This is a genomic window from Pseudoalteromonas sp. MMG033, from assembly GCF_057197785.1.
In genome coordinates, this window is the sequence record NZ_CM170070.1 from 4,918,379 (window position 1) to 4,936,550 (window position 18,172).

Genomic DNA, 18,172 nt, shown 5'->3' on the forward strand with positions numbered 1-18,172 from the left:
AGAATTAATTGGGAGGTCGGTTTTTTGACAGGTGAAAAAGCAACCAGATTTTAACTGGTTGCTTTATAAGATATTAAGCTGGGACTGGCAGGCCTAAATCCCGCATTTTGGCCAATTTATATCTAAGCGTTCTTGGACTGATCCCAAGTATTTCAGCAACATCTTTTCGTTTACCATTACAGCGAGTAAGCGTGTCCAATATAATTTGATGTTCTTTGTCCTGAAGCTCTTCTTTGTAACTCATATTATCACTAGAGCTAGGTGTTTCAGATTCCATGTTTGGGTAAGCATTATACGGTGAAGCATCAAGCTCAACGGGCCGAGAAGCCAAAACCTGTTCAGTCGATAGTTCCACTGGAGCTAAATTTTCAATGAAAATGTCAGCATCAGTAACTTGATCTCCCTGCTGTAGGATCAATGCGCGTTGAACAACATTATCCAGCTCCCTCACATTGCCGGGCCAAGCATGCTGTAATAATTTTTGCTGCGCAGCCACGGTTAACTTAGGAGCCAATTGATTCGATTTTTGACAATGTCTATCAATCAGGTGCACAGCTAAAGGCACAATGTCTGCGGCTCTCTCTTTCAAAGGTAACCAAGTCAGCGGAAAAACATTTAATCTATAATACAAATCTTCTCGGAATTTGCCTTCAGCCACTGCATCTTTCAAATCTCGGTTGCTGGTCGCCAAAACTCTGACATCCAATTCGATGGTTTTTCTGCCACCTAACCTTTCTACTTCGCGCTCTTGTAAAACACGTAGAAGTTTTGCCTGCAAACCTAAGTCCATCTCTGTAATTTCATCGAGTAAGATGGTCCCTTTTTGTGCTTGCTCGAACTTACCAGGACAAGCCTGTATTGCACCTGTGAATGCGCCTTTTTCATACCCAAATAGAGTCGCCTCAAGCATATTTTCAGGGATCGCCGCACAGTTAATGGCGACAAAAGGCTCGCTATTACGCTCAGAACTATCATGAATATAACGAGCCAATACTTCTTTACCCGAGCCACTTGGGCCCAATACCATCACACTGGCATCTGACAGCGCCACTTTTTTGGCAAGGCTTAATAACTGAAGACTTTTTGGATCAGCGACAATAGGGCCATCCGTTTCTTTTTCCTTTTCAGGCATGTAACGGCTTACCATATTCAACAATACTTCCGGTGCAAATGGCTTAGCCATGTAATCAATCGCACCAAGTCGCATAGCTTCTACAGCATCATCAATCGTTGCGTACGCCGTCATCATCAAAACAGGTAGATTTGGATAATTCAGCTTAATGCTTTTAAGCAAATCTATACCACTCATTTGTCCCATTTGAACATCACTCACCACCAGCGAAAAACTTTGCTGTTTGAGTAATACTATGGCTTGCTCTGCGCTATCAGCCTCAACACAATCAATGCCAGCAAGCTCTAATGTGTCCAATAGTGCTTCTCGTAAACCTGCGTCATCTTCAACGACTAGAATTTTATTGCTCATACAACCTCCTGAAGTTGAGTATGTTGAGATATAGGTAATAGCATACTGAAGCATGCTCCTCCGCTTGGCTCATTGTTTACTTCAACGCGCCCCTTATGCGAATTGGCAACTGAACTAACAACTGCTAACCCCAGTCCAGTACCTTGTGATTTCGTAGTAAAAAATGGTTCAAAGAGCTTGTCTGCCAAACTCATGTCAACACCTGGCCCATTGTCACACACAGCTATTCGAACATGGTCACCTTGATCTTTCACAGCACTTACCGTAATTTCTGCGCCCGAGCCAATGACTTGAACACTGTTATGGATCAGATTTTGAATAGCACTCGCCAAAGCGGTTTTATTACCAATAATTTCAATATCTGGATCGGGTAATATGACGTCTAATTTGGCATGATGTAATGACAACATTGCATCAGAGCCCGCCTTCACCTCATTAAGTAACTGCTGCATCGATACTTGTTCGATAACCTGCTGCTCACCACTTTTAGCGAACAACAGCATATCATTGACTTGATTTTCAAGGTCTTTAAGTCTGGACATGAGCTTATTATGGAATTTTTCACGTGACTTGGTCGGTAAGTTTTCACTCCCCAAGTTTGCGCCATATAACATGGCAGCAGAAAGTGGTGTACGGACTTGATGCGCAAGCGATGCCACCATTTTACCAAGCGCACTCAAACGCTGCATATGAGCCACTCGAGCTTGAAGGCGGCGAGTTTCAGTCAGATCTGTCATTAAGATCAATTGACCCGGCTCTGGTGTCAGTGCTGATATTTCAAGCTTAATTAAGCGACCATCACGCAATGATACTTCATGCCCATCATCCTGCTGTGGACTAAAAGAGCGCTGAATGATGTTAAACCATTTCTCACCCTCTAGCGGCTCACCTAGCATATCTTTGGCAATTTGATTTGCTTTGGCAATCATACCTTGACCATCCAATACAACGACGCCGGCTGGCATAGTATCGACCAAATGGCCCAACCAGCTTGCTTGTTGTCGCAAGTCGCTCAGCTCACCAATATATGCTTCTTGCAACAGGCAAGGGTTATATTGATTTTCTGGCACAAATTGTGGATTTATCACTTTCGCTAACGCCATGACACTACTCTCATGTATCTTCCTGACATGATAAAAGCAAATCGCGTGCCAAATTTATTTAATATAAATAACAAGTAGTTAAATGAAAAATTGGCAGGACAAAACTTTGACACTCCCATTGTTAGCGCACCAATAGCACACTTTTTAAGATACTTTCAAAGTGCTGCATTCACATTCAAATCAATCTCACTATATCTTGATTAAAAATACTTTATGTAAGATAAATACTAATATGACACCCTCACCAGAGAACTAAAATGTGCAAAAGATGTTTATGGCTTGATGAGAGCAAACCAGATTATGTTGCTTATCATGATCAAGAATGGGGAGTGCCTATTTGGGATGATCACAAATTATTTGAATTTATTACTTTGGAGTCTGCACAAGCTGGATTAAGCTGGTATACCATCTTAAAAAAACGTGAAAACTACAGAGCCGCCTTTAAAAAGTTTGATGTCCAGAAAGTCGCAAACATGTCAGAGCAAGATGTAGATACGCTTATGGATAATAAAGGAATTGTACGTAATAAAGCCAAAATATTGGCCACCATAAACAATGCACAACGTTTTATCGAGGTTCAGTCAGCTTTTGGCAGCTTTGCTAAATACCAATGGGCATTTGTGGACTTTACCCCAATCATCAATGATATAAAAAGTAAAGATGACTACCCCACTACAAGTGAAATAAGCGAAAAATTTGCCAAGGATTTGAAAAAGAGAGGGTTTAAATTTTTGGGACCTACGACAATCTACGCACATATGCAAGCTTGTGGTATGGTCAATGATCATGACAACGGCTGCCACAGGAAGCAGCCGTTAATCGACCTAATCGACACTTTAAACTTAGCTGAACTGCTAAGCAAAGAACCTATTTAGTAACAACCTTAATCTCGATTAAGATTGTACTTTTTCATCTTTTCGACAAGTGTCGTGCGCCTGACCCCAAGTATTTCAGCAGCACGTGCTACGACGTAATCATATCGCTCTAACGCTTGAGTAATAAGGCTAATCTCCAAATCAGCCAAGTAATCTTTTAATTCGATCCCTTCATCAGGCAGCAAACCGAGCATAGGTTGCTCTGGCGCCACAATATCCTCTTCCTCTTCAAAATCACTAAAGCCTTCACTAAATAAATCATTGAAGGCATCTCTTTCCATTAGTTCTTCAGGGTATTCAGGCTCAAAGGCTTCCACTTCAATATAGCGATACTTAATTGGCAAATCAGTGACATCAACCAATTTGTCAGGAAACATAATCGCCATACGCTCCACCAAATTAGCCAGCTCACGAATATTGCCTGGCCAAGCATGAGACTTTAAACTTTCAATAGCTCTATCGGTGAACTTAACCCCTTTATTACCTTGCTCAGTCACTCTACGAAGAAGCTCCTTCAATAGAAGTGGAATATCATCAACACGCTGACTGAGCGATGGATTCTCAATAGGGAAAACGTTTAGGCGATAAAACAAGTCTTCTCTAAATTTCCCCTCTTCTATCATTTCCTCGAGGTTTCGGTGTGTCGCAGCTATGACGCGAACATTCGCTTGAATTGGCTTGGTTCCACCGACTCTTTCATAACTTCGCTCTTGCAAAACGCGCAGTAACTTGACTTGCATTTGCAGTGGCATATCGCCAATTTCATCTAGGAATAACGTACCATTTTGAGCCAATTCGAAGCGCCCTTTACGAGCAGAAATGGCACCTGTAAACGCCCCTTTCTCATGGCCAAATAGTTCACTTTCTAGTAGCTCTCCAGGAATAGCACCACAGTTTACAGGCACAAAAGGACCATCAGAACGGTTAGAAAGTAAATGTACATTTCTAGCTACAACTTCCTTACCGGTTCCAGATTCACCTAAGATCAGGACATTGGCATCAGTTTGTGCAACTTGAGAGATTAAAAACCTCACTTCTTTTACCGCTTCTGTATCACCGACAAGCCCGTCAAATGACCTGGCGTCACGCCCTTGCTCCGTTTGACCCGGCAACAGACTCAAGTACTGTTGGCAATCGTGCAGTAGCTGCATTGTCACATCGTGACTAAAAGGCTCGGTTATTAACCCGATCACATTCGCTAGAGACAATAAAGGTCTAAGTGTTTCGCCCACTAAAATAAAGGGGTGAGCAGGAAGGCTTTTTATGTGGCGCTCATGATCCAATCCATCGAGTGCGCCAAGAACCACTTTACAATCTTGATACTTTTTTACCAGCTCTGGGCTAAAGTCTGATTCAGCAACTACGCTTGCTGGTTGCCCACAAAATGACAATGCAGCAGCTAATCCAGAAGCGCGATTATTGTTTTTATCGATGATCAGTATCATTTGGACTGGATCCAAAAAATTTATAAGTCTATGGGTATGATTGTAAGGGAGTATCTAAGGGATGCAATACCTAAGTGGCAAATTATTGACGTAAACGCCAAATAAATGCCACTGAGTATGTTTTCAATCAATACAATAGTATTAATTATTACTGCAGTAAGTTAAGTACCGATGATGCTGATTGGTTAGCTTGTCCCCGCAGTGCAATAGATGCTTGCGATAAAATATCATTTGCAGACCTTTGAGCAGCCACCTGCGCAAAATCTGTGTCAGCAATACGGCTTTGACTTTCAGCGATTCTGTCGCTTTGATTACCTAAACCTCGAATGGTACTGTTCAATGTGTTTTCAAATGCGCCCAACTGCGAACGCTGTGTGTTCACATCTTTAGCGACTTGATCCGCAGCTGTAATGGCGGCTTGCGCACCCGCTTGAGTTGAGATATCAACGCTTAAAATACCAGCTGCAACAGAACTATCGGATTGCGTAAAACTTTGAGTGGTATTTGCATCTGGACCGACTTGAAAGTTCGCTTGTTGGCCGTCAAACAAGGGAGCTCCGCCAAATGTCGTGTTCTCAAACGTATCTGTAATTTGAGCCTGAAGCTGCGTCACCTCGTCTTGCAAAGCTTGTCTGTCACTATCCGTTAATGCGCCATTACCGGCTTGTATTGAAAGTTCTCTGATTCGACTAACAGCATCGCCCACACCTGATAATGCAGACTCAGAAGTTTGGCTGTATGAAATCCCGTCGTAAGCATTTCGGATAGACTGACCGTACCCTTCTTGCTGCGAAGTTAACCGATTAATTATCTGCAATGCCGCGGCATCATCTGCCGCCGAGTTGACTCTTTTACCTGTTGCAAGTTGCTCATTTTGCTTATTGCTGGTTTGTGTTGTTTTATTTAAAAACGAGTTAGAAGGGGAATTTATCTGCATTTTAGCCTCCAATTCAAACTACTATCCCTTTAGTCTACTCCCATAATGCTCAAAAGTCACTCAGCTTAGAATGTAGAGTATGAGTTATTGCGCTTAATTTACTGCAAAATTTTATAAAGTGATATAAAGTATTGAGTAATAGCAAAATTTTATCTTGATATTTATTCCTTACACGTCCATTTTTGCGAACATGTAAAGAATAAACTACACCTTTGGTGATTATTATGTTCGACAACAAAACCATTCTGATAACTGGTGGTACGGGCTCATTCGGCAAAAAGTATGTTAAGACCTTACTAGATCGCTATAAGCCTAAGAAAATCATCGTTTTTTCACGTGATGAATTGAAGCAATTTGAAATGCAGCAAGTCTTCGATCAACCTTGCATGAGATACTTTATTGGTGATGTAAGAGATAAGGACCGATTGAAGCGAGCAATGAGAGGCGTCGACTACGTGATCCATGCTGCAGCGCTCAAGCAAGTTCCTGCTGCTGAATACAATCCAATGGAGTGTATTAAAACAAACATAAACGGCGCAGAAAACGTCATTGAAGCAGCGCTGGATAATGATGTCGAGAAAGTCATTGCCCTATCCACCGACAAAGCCGCAAACCCTATCAATCTTTACGGTGCCACAAAGTTAGCATCAGATAAATTATTTGTCGCCGCAAACAATATTGCAGGAGGACATCGCACGATTTTCTCGGTGGTCAGATATGGTAATGTCGTGTGTTCTAGAGGGTCTGTGGTTCCCATATTCCAAAAGTTTATTGACGAAGGTCTTGATCATTTGCCCATTACACACTCAGATATGACTAGGTTTTGGATCAGTCTGCAGCAGGGTGTTGATTTTGTTCTGAAAAACTTTGAAAGAATGTTGGGCGGTGAAATTTTCGTACCTAAGATCCCCTCAATTAAGATAACCGATTTAGCAACAGCGATGGCACCAAACTTACCTCAAAAAATCATTGGTATCAGACCCGGCGAAAAACTTCACGAAGTGATGTGCCCCGCGGACCTCTGCTTTAATACGTACGAATTTGATGAATACTTCGTCATTGCGCCAGGCATTAAGTTCAGCAGTCGCAGCAATGATTTCACCGTCAATGCAATCAAAGAAAAAGGCAAACAGGTTACTATGAACTTTGAGTACAATTCTTTGAACAATGACCATTATCTAACTGTTGATGAAATCAAAGCATTTAATCAGAGTGCCTTGAAATGATCCCATATGGAAAACAGGACATAAACCAAGCCGATATCGACGCAGTACTGAACGTACTTAAATCAGATTGGTTAACCCAGGGGCCGAAAGTCCCTGAGTTCGAGTCCGCAATTGCAAACTTATGTGGCGTTAATTACTGCGTCGCATTGAACAGTGCTACGTCAGCACTGCACATTGCATGTCTTGCACTTGGGGTAGGCCCTGGTGATACGGTTTGGACGTCACCAATTTCATTTGTTGCAAGCGCTAACTGCGCACTGTATTGCGGTGCCGATGTCAACTTTGTCGATGTGGAAACTGAAACCGGCAATATGTCCGTTGACGATTTAAAGAAAAGACTCGCAATAGCCAAAGCAAATAATACCTTGCCCAAAGTAGTCATTCCCGTTCACCTCGCAGGTCAATCTTGTGACATGCAAGCAATACACAAACTGAGTGCCGAATATGGTTTCTCTATTATCGAAGATGCATCTCATGCTATTGGTGCACAATACCAATCTCAATATGTAGGTAACTGTCAATATTCTGATTTTACAGTCTTTAGCTTTCACCCTGTAAAAATTGTTACGTCAGCCGAAGGCGGTGCGCTAACGACCAATAACGCAACCCTAGCTGAAAAAGCGGCACTTTTGAGAAGCCATGGTATTACAAACAAAGCTGAACAATTGAAGTATGAAAGCCACGGGCCTTGGTATTATGAGCAACATCAACTCGGTTACAATTATCGAATGACCGATCTGCAAGCTGCTTTAGGGACAAGTCAACTACAGCGCCTACATGATTTTGTTGCACAAAGAAACAAGCTGGCAAAACGCTATACTGAAAAGCTGCCTGATACGTGTTTACACTTGTTACAAAGCGACCAATGCTACTCAGCATATCATTTGTACGTGATTTTACTCGACAAACAATCCAGCAAAAAGCAAAGAGCGGTTATCGAAACACTGCGAAGCAATCACATTGTTGGACACTTGCACTATATACCGATTCACCTTCAACCATACTATCAAGAGAGGGGCTTCAGACATGGCGATTTCCCGCATGCTGAAGAGTACTATGCAAGAGCGATTACGCTCCCTTTGCACCCGAACTTGACCCTTGAGGAGCAAGATCAAGTCCTGTCTGTATTATCTGAGGCACTGGCATGAGGCTTGCGCTAGGAAGCGTTCAGTTTGGCCTAGATTACGGCGTCAGTAATCGCTCTGGGCAGCCCCCTTTGGATGAAGTGGAAAAAATTCTCAGACTCGCAGCACAATCAAATATCGACGTTATAGATACCGCAATTGCTTATGGTCAGAGCCACACAGTGCTGGGGGAGTTAAGGCACGTTTGCCAACACCTCAACATTGTTACCAAGCTTCCCCCATTACATGCACCAAACTTTGATAGTGACTCATGTGAAGAATATCAAAATATGCTCTTAAATAGTTTCGACACACTCCACTGTGAAGAGATATACGGAGTTTTATTTCATCAATCGGGTGATATTATCAAAGCAGGCAATAGAGCGCTTTTGGACTCCTTAGAGATGCTCAAAAAACAGGGAAAATTCGGAAAATAGGCGTGTCCCTCTATTCTCACGATAACATGGATGATTTGTTGTCTGTGCAAAGTATAGGGTTAGTTCAGCTCCCCTTTAATGCATTTGACACCTTTTTTGAAAGCGAAGGGTATTTAAAAAAATTCAACGCACGCAATATAGAAGTACACGTACGCTCTGCATTTTTACAAGGCCTACTTTTAATGGCACTAGAAAATGTCCCAAGTTACTTTGCCCCATGGCAGAAGCAACTTACAAACTTCAAAAACATTGCCACTGAGTTTGCCGTGTCCCCACTTGAACTTGCCCTAGCTTACGTACTAAAACAAGATGAGATTGATAAAGTCGTCATTGGGGTCAATAGCGAGCTAGAGTTGCAGCAAATACTGTCTGCCTATCATCAGGCTGAGCAATTAAGCAGACAGTTACTCCCTGATGTGTCTGTCTCAGATAGCCAACTTACTAACCCCGCTCACTGGAATATTGGTTAGGCAGCAGCACTAAACACTCTCCCTAACCGGATTATCTGCAAAGCTCACACTATCGGAGCATTATGCCCTTTCTCTATTAGTTCACGCGTTTGTTCTGCCCCTAAATTGAATAACGCATCGATTATGCCCAGGTGGGATACAAACTCACCATAAAGCTGTGGATAGATTGGGTGTTCAAATTGCTGATAACCTACCTGAATACCCGATTTTGCAAGGGCGCCGCCCGGATTGGCTTTGTCAATATAATTTCTCGCGCCCAGAGGCGATACATAATTATCTGCGCCAAAGTATCGGCATAAATTTGCAAGCCTCTCATCTTTTGCACCCGATATATTAGGAAGCTGAGACGTTCTATAACAGGGAGTACAGATTTCTAGCTGTGACATAAACAGCTTTATCAATCCAATATTAAAGTCTGCTAAATTGTCGATTTCCGTTTCGTAGTACGCTTCTATCACATCAAAGGTGGTCTGAAAATGGGCTGCTTTAGCGTAATTCGTTTTAAATGACTTTAAATGCTTAACGCGCCAAGGGTGACCACTTTTAAATGAGGTTTCACATATAACACTTGCCATTCTCCCCTTTGGCGTCGAAACGACTTGAGACAGTAACTGCTCCCCTTGAGAAGACTTAACTCTGTTTCTGACATGCCAATCACTTTTCTCTAACTTCACATCATCTAAAAAAACAAATTTATCTGCGTTTAAAATCAGATCAAAGTAGCCCATCCAAGGGATATAAGTAGGTTGCATTACAGATAAAATCATGCCGGAACGCCTTCTTTACTCATTACCATCGTAAATTCATATGGAAACCCACCCGGTTTAGTCACATAGTCGTGCTTTAAGGTGACATAAGGCGTTATGTGGCGCTTAATATATTCAAACGTTTCTAATGGGTTTGCATAAAATAAGCTGTTATCTTGGTATTCAACAAATGTAGACAAGGCATTAAAGATCACCCCTTTATTGGCTGCCTTGAATGCTGCATTAATGGTGTTTCGCAAGAAAGACTCATTGCAATTTAGTACATTGTTGAAGATGCCGCTCATCACAATATAATCGTACCCTCTTGGTATCTCATCGTTTATGATGTCCATCACCTGAAATGTAGCACTTTCATCTTTTTCAAACTTAGTTTGTGAGTTTTCAATAAACTCTGGAACAAAGTCGCACCCCAAGTACTTTCCGGTATGATTATGACTTCTCAAGTAAACCAACATATCACCTAATCCACAGCCTAAATCAATGAGACTGTCAGACGTGTCAATAAACTCGCTGAATATTTGAAAACGCACATATTGCGCATCTTTTGAGACATGTTGCACAGCTGCCGCACTTTCTCCATGCTGACGAAAAAGTGATTGGTAATAATTTTTTAACTCTTCGGGGCTCATATTTCGAACTCATTGATGGTATCAACCATGGCGATTAGCTGACTATTAGGTGTTTGCGACTTGACAAATATGTTGAGGATTTGTCGACCAATTTCATCTGCAACGGGTACATTACTCTGTGTCATCATGGTACCCAAGCTCTGATAATGGTGCGTAAATACCTGACCTTTAGCCTCTGCAAATAACAGGAAACGCGCCCTGTCATTACTATCAATTAAGACCGGATAGCGCCAATAGGGTATTTGCTCCTTCATATCCAGCTTTACAAAAGCAGGGTTAATTATCTTGTCATGCACCCATGCAATATTACGAAGCCGGTTACTTGTATAACTAGGGAGTTTCTTAAACTCATGCGCTAAATCATCGAGTTTATCTAACCATTGAAATTGAAAAAATACATTATTCTCTAAAATACTCGGTATTCTCGATGCGACTTCACTATCATTTGTTAAAACAGCCCCCCCAAATCCCATGGAAATTGGCTTGTCATAACCAAAGCTGATAACAGAGGTACTCGCAATCCCCCCTAAAGGCCTGCCATTTAGCTGACCACCATACGCCAAACAAGCATCTTCAATAACCGGAATAGCATGCTTTTGCGCTAAACGAATAATCGCCTCGATATCACAATATCTCCCATAGCCATGTACGGCCAAAATTGCGCCGGTATTGGCCGAAAGCCTTTGTTTAATATCTTCTGCCCGGCAATTCAAAGTACTTGCACTCACATCCGCAAGCACAACTTCATATCCTGCCATCTGCAAAGAAAAAAGTACTATAGGACAACAACTAGCAGGCACAATGACTTCTTTTCCAGGAGCTACATGATTTGCCTGCATCGCCACAATAATCGCGGTACTGCCAGAGCGCGTTAAAAAACTTGAGTGCATGCCAAAAAACTGGCTCAAAGTCACTTCAAAGTGATTAGGAGATCTTTTCTGTACCATGATAATTTAAAGTCTTTTGGCTGCTGACGAATTTCAATACGGGCTAATCTGTCATCGTTCTCAAGCCACTTTACCAACTTAATAACATCAACAAACAACCATTGAGAATAACGATGAATAATGGGGATAGCGGACTCTATTTCTTGATCGCTACTTTGTTTTATTTCCTGTTCAAACTGTTTATCTAACAGGTCACCAATAAGGATCGTGCCACCAGGCTCAGTGTGTTCTATAAACTCGGTTAGCACCTGCTCTACATAACTCTGTGAAGGGAAATAATGAAAAATGCTATAACACAGAATACGTGAAAACTTTTTGTTGTAAGGAATATGACATGCTTCACTTTGCGCAAAGTGGCCATGAGGAAATCTTTCTTTGGCTTCTTTTACCATGTTTTCAGCAAAATCAATTCCATATACAAGATTTTTGTCAACATTAAGTAGTGACAATAAATAGCCATTACCACAACCGACGTCGAGTATTTCCGTTTGACTGTTTAATTGCAGGTTTTGGTTGATGTTGTCGGCAAGCTTCTGCCAAATTATGTCATCTGCGAGTCGACCCACTTGCTTCTTCACATCGCTATCACTTGCTTGCTGATGCCAAGCCTGCTTTTTTTCATGATGAGACATTTCTTGACCCCAATATTATATTCACCAAATTACGCGTTGAGTTTAAGTCATACACATGTGCTAGTTGCTGAATTTGCTTTTTGCGCGTCGCTTTACTCAAAAACACCTTGAGCTGCGCCTCTAGTACCGAAGGATTCTCTAGCAATGCTTCTGCCAAGCCGACATCAAAGCAGATACCTCCACCTTGTAGTAGTTTCGTGTCGGCTTGCTGCTCCGCAGTTTGAGAGACCGCTGCATTGGGAACCATGCAAAATCCAGCTTCATATTTTATAGAGCCACCGCCACTGATCACGACATCTGATTCTCGATAATATTTGCCCATGTCTTTTGTAAACGTGCGGTGTATCACTGAATTATTTTCCAAAGTAACACAGGGCGTTTCTGCTGATAGGACAACGATAGTACTTGCACTTAGTACACTATCTAACGCGCAAAGTAGTGTTTCTGTAATATTAAAACGGTCAGACGCGCCCAATACCAATAACACACGTTTAACTTCCACAACCGGTTGTGGTTTGGACAAATGTGCCTTACGAATATCAACAAAAGTTTGCTTAAAAGGAAAATACTCAACACCCAGTACATGTTGACTTGTATTTTTAACAAACGACTGCGCGTTAAATCGAAAGTTGACGAGCAAATCTACACAGTCGTAGCGATACATATCGAAATCATCTAGTACAACTAAACGCTGACATTGCTCTTTTAACTGTGTTAATAAGGTTTTTGTAAACAGATAACTATCTGCAATAATCAAATCGCCCCTCATCAGAGACGACTTGGGCACAACATCAAAACCAGATCCCTTGAGTAAGTCCATTGCGAAGCCATCGAATTCGCCACAGAACTCAATATCAACCTTGTGTATAGACATTTCCAATGCGATGGTCAAACAGCGTGAAAAATGTCCAAATCCAACTCGACTGGTACCATCACATACAAAAATGGCTTTTTTAGGCACTCACTTCCCCAAACGTTTTGTTTATCTTAGTGTAAGTATCATGGAGAATATCATTTAATAACCATAACTTACCACTAAACCTACCTGATACGCAGAGATTATTCACCAAGGATCCTAAATGCTCAAACTGTGCGCTCACTTCTTGATTAAACTCTTTTGTAGGTACTGGGAAAGTGTTGTGTATTACCTGTGTCGTTGAGTCTAGCAAACTCGCTTCTTTGGGCACCAAGTCCATTTCAATCAGTGCCTGTAAAATATCCTGTTGCTTAATTTCTTTTGCTTCATCAGCACTACTCAAGACTTCCGCAGAGATAGAGTGCGCGCGACTACCGTTGAGGTTGGGATACATAGTGATCCTAAAAATGCTAGAACGTGGGTCCCAGTTCCACAACAAGTGCGACTCCGTATTTTTTAAAGGCGCATCAAAAGTAAAATGGAAAATGTTTGCAGTACGGAAATTAGGCCGACAGCGGCTCTTATAATCCTCCAATAACTTCAATGCAAAAATGGGAGGTGCACTCCAGTAAACCCAGTCACAAGCAAGCTCACGTCCATCACTCAATGTGAGTGAGGTAATGTTTTTGTTCTCACGCTTTAACTCAGATACGCTCAAATTATTTTCTATTTTTACACCCGCAGAGGTCACTTTGTCGACCAAATAGTCCACCCAATACTGACTGCCTTTAGGTGACTTTGGATACAGATACGCATAGTCTTTAGCGCCATCCTGCTGCAGACGCTTGGCATAGTCAAGCCGGTTGTGATAACCCAGTTTTGCATCAAAAACAGGGAGCTGCTTCAACTTATCCGTGATATCGGCGTTAAATGCTAAAATACGAGATGCGCCAAAATAATTGATGCTATTTCGTGCCGAAAGTTGGGTATAATCAGGTTGTTCACCGTATAGTTTAACAATAACTGGCTTCACTAACTTTTCGAAAAATAAGGATCCGAGCGTCTCTTTACAGTACTCTTCGATATTGTCTGCCTGAGATACATTTTCATTCGCCAGCAACTGTGCAATACCTGCCAAGTAGTCTTCTTTATTTAGCTTTCGAGCATCAATGGTTTGTGTTTGAAGATCCCAAGCACCTTGGAAGTAGTTTCCCGTCATCAGCTCAGGAATACTTACCCAACTATGTTGACGAGCTTGCTCTGGGCCGAATAAAAAGTCATCTAATTCAGCAACGCCCGACAAATTGGGGATGTGTGAACCTTGATCATAGTAATGACCAGATGCATCGGTCACAGATCGAAGTAGGCCACCGCATTCTTCTGCTTGTTCAATCAACACGACATCTTGACCATGTTTTTTCAACAAATACGCAGCGAGTAGCCCACAAACGCCCCCGCCGACTACAACACACTTGCTCATATCAACACTCCTCTATGGCCCCCTCAATAAGATCTGGACCTACCCTATCTCCCAGCTCCACAGCTTGTTTGAGAGTCTGACCAAGATAGTGGGGTAAAAACTTAGGGTGGGCACCAAACCCAGGTCTCACCGAGCGGATGTCTCCTTCCTCGAGTATATGCCCTGCTGGCAGGTCTTTACATATATATAAAGAACGTTTGGCCAGGATATTTTTCTGCGCCGACTCAGTAATATCATAATTGATGCGCCCAAGCGCTAGCTCTATTTGCTGCTGCTGTGCCGGCGTATATTTTGGCTCTATTCCTGACTCAAGTTGACGCACTGCATTAACCATATCCGTAAATGCCTGAGCATCTAACGAAAAAAATGCATCAACAGAATCATCTTCGCTGCTATCAACGAAGTGCTTTTCGATAATCTTTGCCCCCACACTTACAGCTGTAACTGGCACTAGGGTTCCTTCAGTGTGATCTGATAACCCAGCCACACAATTAAACTCCTTCGCAATATCCGGGATCGTTCTCAAGTTACATTCATCAAGTGGTGTTGGATAAGCCGTAGTGCACTTTAAAACGGCAATATTATTGCAACCATGCTCACGTAAAGTCTCAACGGCTAAACGGATGTCTTCATACTGTGCCACCCCGGTTGATAAAATAACGGGCTTGCCAGTTTTTGCAACGTAAGAGAGCAAGCCTATATCGGTTATTTCAGGTGACGCAATCTTGTACGCTGGGACGTCTAAGCTCTCTAACAAGTCAACCGCTGTTGTATCAAAGGGGCTAGAGAATATATCCATGCCTAATCTGCGAGCTTCAGCAAAAAGTGCGCTGTGCCACTCCCATGGCGTGTAGGCTTTTTGATACAAAGAGTATAAAGAATGATGTGCTTCCCATGCGTTGCCACTCGGCAGCAAAAAGTCATCCTTTGTACAATTTAAAGTGATTGTATCTGCCGTGTAAGTCTGCAACTTAATCGCGTTTGCCCCAGCTCTATGGGCAACATTGATAAGGGATATTGCCTTCTCTAAACTGCCTCCATGATTAGCAGACATTTCCGCAATGATGTAGCAAGGAGAATCCCCCTCTATTTTGGTTTTATTAATTGTTAGAGATGGTTTAGTGTTCATTTGCTTCACTCTCTTTTTGCAAGGAGATTTCTAGCCCCTCATTTCTAATAATATGCTGGTTTATTTCAAAAATACTTTGATTTGTGTCGAAAAACTGCTTTATTTGCTCGTAATTAACAGCCAAGCTTTCAGTGTTAAAGTGTTCCGCCATTGCGGATACAACTTGCCAATCTTCGTGCGTATCTAAAGTAAATCTGTAGTGGCTATCCTGTGTTTCGTTACACAGTTCTACCATGTTGCAAAAATCAGGGTGATTAAAAAGGTATAAGGTTACATGCTCTCTTTCTGACGCGCGTGTCGCCAGTTGACTCACGGTTTGAAGCGTCGTTGAACGTACCACCTCACAATCGACACCTTCGGGGTATGACTCATTTAAATACCCATAATCAGCGTCGCTTTGTTCAAAGCGATTTATAAGTTGATCGACTATCTCAGGACAAATGAAAGGAGAATCAGCGGTCAGTCTGACCACTCGTTCTGCGGGATAAACCTTTAAGGCTTCACAAAAACGGGCCAGTACATCATCTTCACTCCCTCGGAAAACATTGACACCCGCAGCATTGAGCGTATCGCACAATACGTCATTTTCCTGATTGACCGAAGTCACCACAACAATGCTGTCAACACGAGAAGCTTGCTTCAAACGCTCTATCAAATGCAGAATGACCGGCAAACCATTGAGCGGCTTTAAAACTTTACCAGGTAAGCGAGAAGATGCCATCCTCGCTTGGATAAATGCTACCGTCTTCACCATATTAATTCAGCCTCTGGAATCCACTGTGGCACACGGGTCCATCGAGTAAATCAAGCACATCCCCTTTGTCTTGGGCCTGCTTTAAAATACCGATAACCTCTTTAAAGGCGTTTAAGAAGGTTTCACAGTGTGCTGGTGTATGACCCATTGATACATAAATAACATTGGCGGCTAACACGCCTCTTTTTAGCATCTCTTGCGTATATAGCGTTTTGAGTGCAAGGGCCTGTTCACCCGGGAAAACCAATATTGGTACGCTGTCAACGCCTATTAACTGGAGTTCAAATTGTAAGTCCTGACAAATTTTTGCCATATTAGTTTTTAGATGGTGACCCGTCTTATTTAGCTGCTCACTCACTTGCTCTTGTTCAAAAGCAGCCAGTGTATTTAATGCGGCAACAAACCCCACACGTTCAGTCCAATATGTACTGCTAATAAACGACTGCTGCGCAGCATCCATTACCTCAGACTTACCGATAATCGCTCCAATTGGGTGGCCATTCCCCATTGCTTTACCAAGTACACAAATATCAGGGTGAATATCGAATAGTAGGTGCGCTGCCCCTGCATTTAGCCTAAACCCAGAAGATATTTCATCGAAAATGAGGACTATGCCATGCTTCTCACAACGTGATTTTACCGCTTTGATAAATTCTAAATCAGGCATTCCGTGCCTGAATACTTCCATCATTACGACCCCCAAATCATCACCATGCTCTGATAACAGTGCATCAAACCCCTCAAGGTCCCCCTCGTGGAAAGGTAGTGCAGTATCAATTAGCTGTTGAGGAACACCACTTGGTGAGAGGCCCGGAAGTAGCTGCTCTTTGAGCTTATCTCCATCGGCAAGGTTGGTTGCTAAATACCAGTCGTGCCAGCCGTGGTAGCCACAAAATGCCACCTTATTTTTGCCCGAGTAAGAGCGAGCAATACGAATAGCTAAAGCACAGGATTCGCCACCAGTGCGTGTAAATCTAACGCCACCAGCCCAACTATGTATTTCAATCAATTTTTCAGCTAGTTCAACTTCTTCATAGCAGTTTAAACTCGACATAGACCCCATTTGCACGGCCTCTACAACCGCTTCGGTTACTTTAGGGTGAGCGTAACCTAATGAGCAACTTCCAATGCCCATAATAGAAAAGTCTAAATAATGCTTGTCATCCAAGTCCCAAATTTCACATCCTTGGGCTTTTTTATAGTATGCAGGCCATTGCTGAGGAAGAAACATCTCAGCTCTTTTCGATAATAGCTGATTGCCTCCAGGGATTATCTTTTTCGCCTTTTCCCATAGAGTTGCACCTGAATTTTTTTTACTTTCCATTTTGATAACCAAAGAATAACTTGAAGATTGACCCGAACACTCATGCAGCCGTCTTAATTCATTAAGGCTACTATGTTAGTTCAAGGCTCATTATATAATAGGTTGGATATTGGGATGTTATTTTGAACCCCAATCTTTCATAGGCTGAAATGGCAGGCTGATTTTTATAATCGACCCCCAAGTGAATGTCTTGGATCCCCCACTTTTTATTCAAGAACAAGTTTACAGCATGAATGACTTCTTTTGCTACACCCTTTCCTTGCCAATCGGGCTCACCAATAAAAATACCCATCTCTGCAGTTTTCTTACTCACATCAATGGGTTCATATTTAATATTACCGATGTGCTTGCCATCATGATAAATACCCAATAGCAAGCAATCTTGTTTAATTTCACGGTCTTTTACATATTCTTTTAACTCTGCAACAGAGGTTGGTCTGTAACTGATATACTGCGCATTTTCAGCATTAAAAAACCAATTGTAATAGGTTTCTGATACATCTTCCGCACCTAGTTTTTTTAGTACAAATCTCTCTGTTGCTAGTTCTAACATA

At 42.1% G+C, this 18,172-nt stretch carries 17 protein-coding genes and 1 pseudogene; 4 read left to right on the forward strand and 14 right to left on the reverse strand.

Translation table 11 applies throughout. The features are described 5' to 3' along the window. Window positions 1-73: 73 nt before the first annotated feature. Window positions 74-1,483: a sigma-54-dependent transcriptional regulator gene (locus tag AC2CZC_RS21330; protein WP_484583333.1), complete on the reverse strand. Its 1,410-nt coding sequence runs from the start codon at window positions 1,481-1,483 to the stop codon at window positions 74-76. Beyond that, window positions 1,480-2,586: a sensor histidine kinase gene (locus tag AC2CZC_RS21335; RefSeq protein ID WP_484583334.1), complete on the reverse strand. Its 1,107-nt coding sequence runs from the start codon at window positions 2,584-2,586 to the stop codon at window positions 1,480-1,482. The genes AC2CZC_RS21330 and AC2CZC_RS21335 overlap by 4 nt, the downstream gene beginning before the upstream one ends. Before the next feature lie 257 nt (window positions 2,587-2,843). Here AC2CZC_RS21335 and AC2CZC_RS21340 point away from each other — a divergent pair, with 257 nt between their 5' ends. Beyond that, window positions 2,844-3,461 (forward strand): DNA-3-methyladenine glycosylase I, encoded by a 618-nt coding sequence (locus AC2CZC_RS21340; RefSeq protein ID WP_484583335.1) that lies wholly within the window; start codon window positions 2,844-2,846, stop codon window positions 3,459-3,461. Window positions 3,462-3,469: 8 nt separating this feature from the next. Here AC2CZC_RS21340 and AC2CZC_RS21345 read toward each other — a convergent pair whose 3' ends face one another. Both AC2CZC_RS21345 and AC2CZC_RS21350 read right to left on the reverse strand, forming a co-directional pair. After that, entirely contained in the window at window positions 3,470-4,906 is a 1,437-nt protein-coding gene (locus AC2CZC_RS21345) for a sigma-54 dependent transcriptional regulator (RefSeq protein ID WP_484583336.1), read from the reverse strand. Between the two features lie 148 nt (window positions 4,907-5,054). Beyond that, window positions 5,055-5,843, reverse strand: a complete 789-nt coding sequence (locus AC2CZC_RS21350) for a flagellin N-terminal helical domain-containing protein (protein ID WP_484583337.1) — start codon at window positions 5,841-5,843, stop codon at window positions 5,055-5,057. A gap of 224 nt (window positions 5,844-6,067) precedes the next feature. Here AC2CZC_RS21350 and pseB point away from each other — a divergent pair, with 224 nt between their 5' ends. The 3 genes and pseudogenes from pseB (at window position 6,068) to AC2CZC_RS21365 (ending at window position 9,100) form a co-directional block, all read left to right on the forward strand. Continuing rightward, window positions 6,068-7,069, forward strand: coding sequence for a UDP-N-acetylglucosamine 4,6-dehydratase (inverting) (gene pseB, locus AC2CZC_RS21355; protein WP_484583338.1), 1,002 nt, complete (start codon window positions 6,068-6,070; stop codon window positions 7,067-7,069). Beyond that, window positions 7,066-8,217, forward strand: coding sequence for a UDP-4-amino-4,6-dideoxy-N-acetyl-beta-L-altrosamine transaminase (pseC, locus tag AC2CZC_RS21360; protein ID WP_484583339.1), 1,152 nt, complete (start codon window positions 7,066-7,068; stop codon window positions 8,215-8,217). The genes pseB and pseC overlap by 4 nt, the downstream gene beginning before the upstream one ends. Next, a pseudogene (locus AC2CZC_RS21365) lies at window positions 8,214-9,100 on the forward strand (aldo/keto reductase). Before pseC ends, AC2CZC_RS21365 begins: the two are co-directional and overlap by 4 nt. A 44-nt stretch (window positions 9,101-9,144) precedes the next feature. Here AC2CZC_RS21365 and AC2CZC_RS21370 read toward each other — a convergent pair. The 10 genes from AC2CZC_RS21370 to AC2CZC_RS21415 all read right to left on the reverse strand — a co-directional run bounded on the left by AC2CZC_RS21370 (window position 9,145) and on the right by AC2CZC_RS21415 (window position 18,171). After that, entirely contained in the window at window positions 9,145-9,867 is a 723-nt protein-coding gene (locus AC2CZC_RS21370) for a WbqC family protein (protein WP_484583340.1), read from the reverse strand. Beyond that, the gene (locus AC2CZC_RS21375; RefSeq protein ID WP_484583341.1) at window positions 9,864-10,496 is read right to left on the reverse strand and encodes a class I SAM-dependent methyltransferase; all 633 of its coding nucleotides are present in this window, start codon (window positions 10,494-10,496) and stop codon (window positions 9,864-9,866) included. The genes AC2CZC_RS21370 and AC2CZC_RS21375 overlap by 4 nt, the downstream gene beginning before the upstream one ends. After that, window positions 10,493-11,443 (reverse strand): DegT/DnrJ/EryC1/StrS family aminotransferase, encoded by a 951-nt coding sequence (locus tag AC2CZC_RS21380; protein ID WP_484583342.1) that lies wholly within the window; start codon window positions 11,441-11,443, stop codon window positions 10,493-10,495. Before AC2CZC_RS21380 ends, AC2CZC_RS21375 begins: the two co-directional genes overlap by 4 nt. After that, window positions 11,407-12,075 carry a class I SAM-dependent methyltransferase gene (locus AC2CZC_RS21385; protein WP_484583343.1) on the reverse strand — a complete coding sequence of 223 codons (669 nt, stop codon included), beginning with the start codon at window positions 12,073-12,075 and terminating at the stop codon, window positions 11,407-11,409. The genes AC2CZC_RS21380 and AC2CZC_RS21385 overlap by 37 nt, the downstream gene beginning before the upstream one ends. After that, window positions 12,062-13,036, reverse strand: coding sequence for a hypothetical protein (locus AC2CZC_RS21390; RefSeq protein WP_484583344.1), 975 nt, complete (start codon window positions 13,034-13,036; stop codon window positions 12,062-12,064). Before AC2CZC_RS21390 ends, AC2CZC_RS21385 begins: the two co-directional genes overlap by 14 nt. Then, window positions 13,029-14,411 carry an FAD-dependent oxidoreductase gene (locus AC2CZC_RS21395; protein WP_484583345.1) on the reverse strand — a complete coding sequence of 461 codons (1,383 nt, stop codon included), beginning with the start codon at window positions 14,409-14,411 and terminating at the stop codon, window positions 13,029-13,031. Before AC2CZC_RS21395 ends, AC2CZC_RS21390 begins: the two co-directional genes overlap by 8 nt. Window position 14,412: 1 nt before the next feature. Further along, complete coding sequence (pseI, locus tag AC2CZC_RS21400) at window positions 14,413-15,540, reverse strand: pseudaminic acid synthase (RefSeq protein WP_484583346.1); 1,128 nt, start codon at window positions 15,538-15,540, stop codon at window positions 14,413-14,415. After that, window positions 15,530-16,294, reverse strand: a complete 765-nt coding sequence (locus AC2CZC_RS21405; RefSeq protein WP_484583347.1) for a cytidylyltransferase domain-containing protein — start codon at window positions 16,292-16,294, stop codon at window positions 15,530-15,532. Before AC2CZC_RS21405 ends, pseI begins: the two co-directional genes overlap by 11 nt. A gap of 1 nt (window position 16,295) precedes the next feature. Further along, window positions 16,296-17,618, reverse strand: a complete 1,323-nt coding sequence (locus AC2CZC_RS21410) for an aminotransferase class III-fold pyridoxal phosphate-dependent enzyme (protein WP_484583348.1) — start codon at window positions 17,616-17,618, stop codon at window positions 16,296-16,298. Window positions 17,619-17,688: 70 nt separating this feature from the next. Then, complete coding sequence (locus tag AC2CZC_RS21415) at window positions 17,689-18,171, reverse strand: GNAT family N-acetyltransferase (RefSeq protein ID WP_484583349.1); 483 nt, start codon at window positions 18,169-18,171, stop codon at window positions 17,689-17,691. Window position 18,172 lies beyond the last annotated feature (1 nt).

Coding starts and splice junctions, on each gene's coding strand:
- AC2CZC_RS21340 (WP_484583335.1), top strand. CDS start 2,844: ATGTGCAAAAGATGTTTATGGCTTGATGAGAGCAAACCAGATTATGTT.
- AC2CZC_RS21350 (WP_484583337.1), bottom strand. CDS start 5,843: ATGCAGATAAATTCCCCTTCTAACTCGTTTTTAAATAAAACAACACAA.
- AC2CZC_RS21410 (WP_484583348.1), bottom strand. CDS start 17,618: ATGGAAAGTAAAAAAAATTCAGGTGCAACTCTATGGGAAAAGGCGAAA.
- AC2CZC_RS21415 (WP_484583349.1), bottom strand. CDS start 18,171: ATGTTAGAACTAGCAACAGAGAGATTTGTACTAAAAAAACTAGGTGCG.
- AC2CZC_RS21375 (WP_484583341.1), bottom strand. CDS start 10,496: ATGAGCCCCGAAGAGTTAAAAAATTATTACCAATCACTTTTTCGTCAG.
- AC2CZC_RS21335 (WP_484583334.1), bottom strand. CDS start 2,586: ATGGCGTTAGCGAAAGTGATAAATCCACAATTTGTGCCAGAAAATCAA.
- AC2CZC_RS21330 (WP_484583333.1), bottom strand. CDS start 1,483: ATGAGCAATAAAATTCTAGTCGTTGAAGATGACGCAGGTTTACGAGAA.
- AC2CZC_RS21380 (WP_484583342.1), bottom strand. CDS start 11,443: ATGGTACAGAAAAGATCTCCTAATCACTTTGAAGTGACTTTGAGCCAG.
- pseB (WP_484583338.1), top strand. CDS start 6,068: ATGTTCGACAACAAAACCATTCTGATAACTGGTGGTACGGGCTCATTC.
- AC2CZC_RS21370 (WP_484583340.1), bottom strand. CDS start 9,867: ATGATTTTATCTGTAATGCAACCTACTTATATCCCTTGGATGGGCTAC.
- AC2CZC_RS21385 (WP_484583343.1), bottom strand. CDS start 12,075: ATGTCTCATCATGAAAAAAAGCAGGCTTGGCATCAGCAAGCAAGTGAT.
- AC2CZC_RS21395 (WP_484583345.1), bottom strand. CDS start 14,411: ATGAGCAAGTGTGTTGTAGTCGGCGGGGGCGTTTGTGGGCTACTCGCT.
- AC2CZC_RS21405 (WP_484583347.1), bottom strand. CDS start 16,294: ATGGTGAAGACGGTAGCATTTATCCAAGCGAGGATGGCATCTTCTCGC.
- pseI (WP_484583346.1), bottom strand. CDS start 15,540: ATGAACACTAAACCATCTCTAACAATTAATAAAACCAAAATAGAGGGG.
- AC2CZC_RS21345 (WP_484583336.1), bottom strand. CDS start 4,906: ATGATACTGATCATCGATAAAAACAATAATCGCGCTTCTGGATTAGCT.
- pseC (WP_484583339.1), top strand. CDS start 7,066: ATGATCCCATATGGAAAACAGGACATAAACCAAGCCGATATCGACGCA.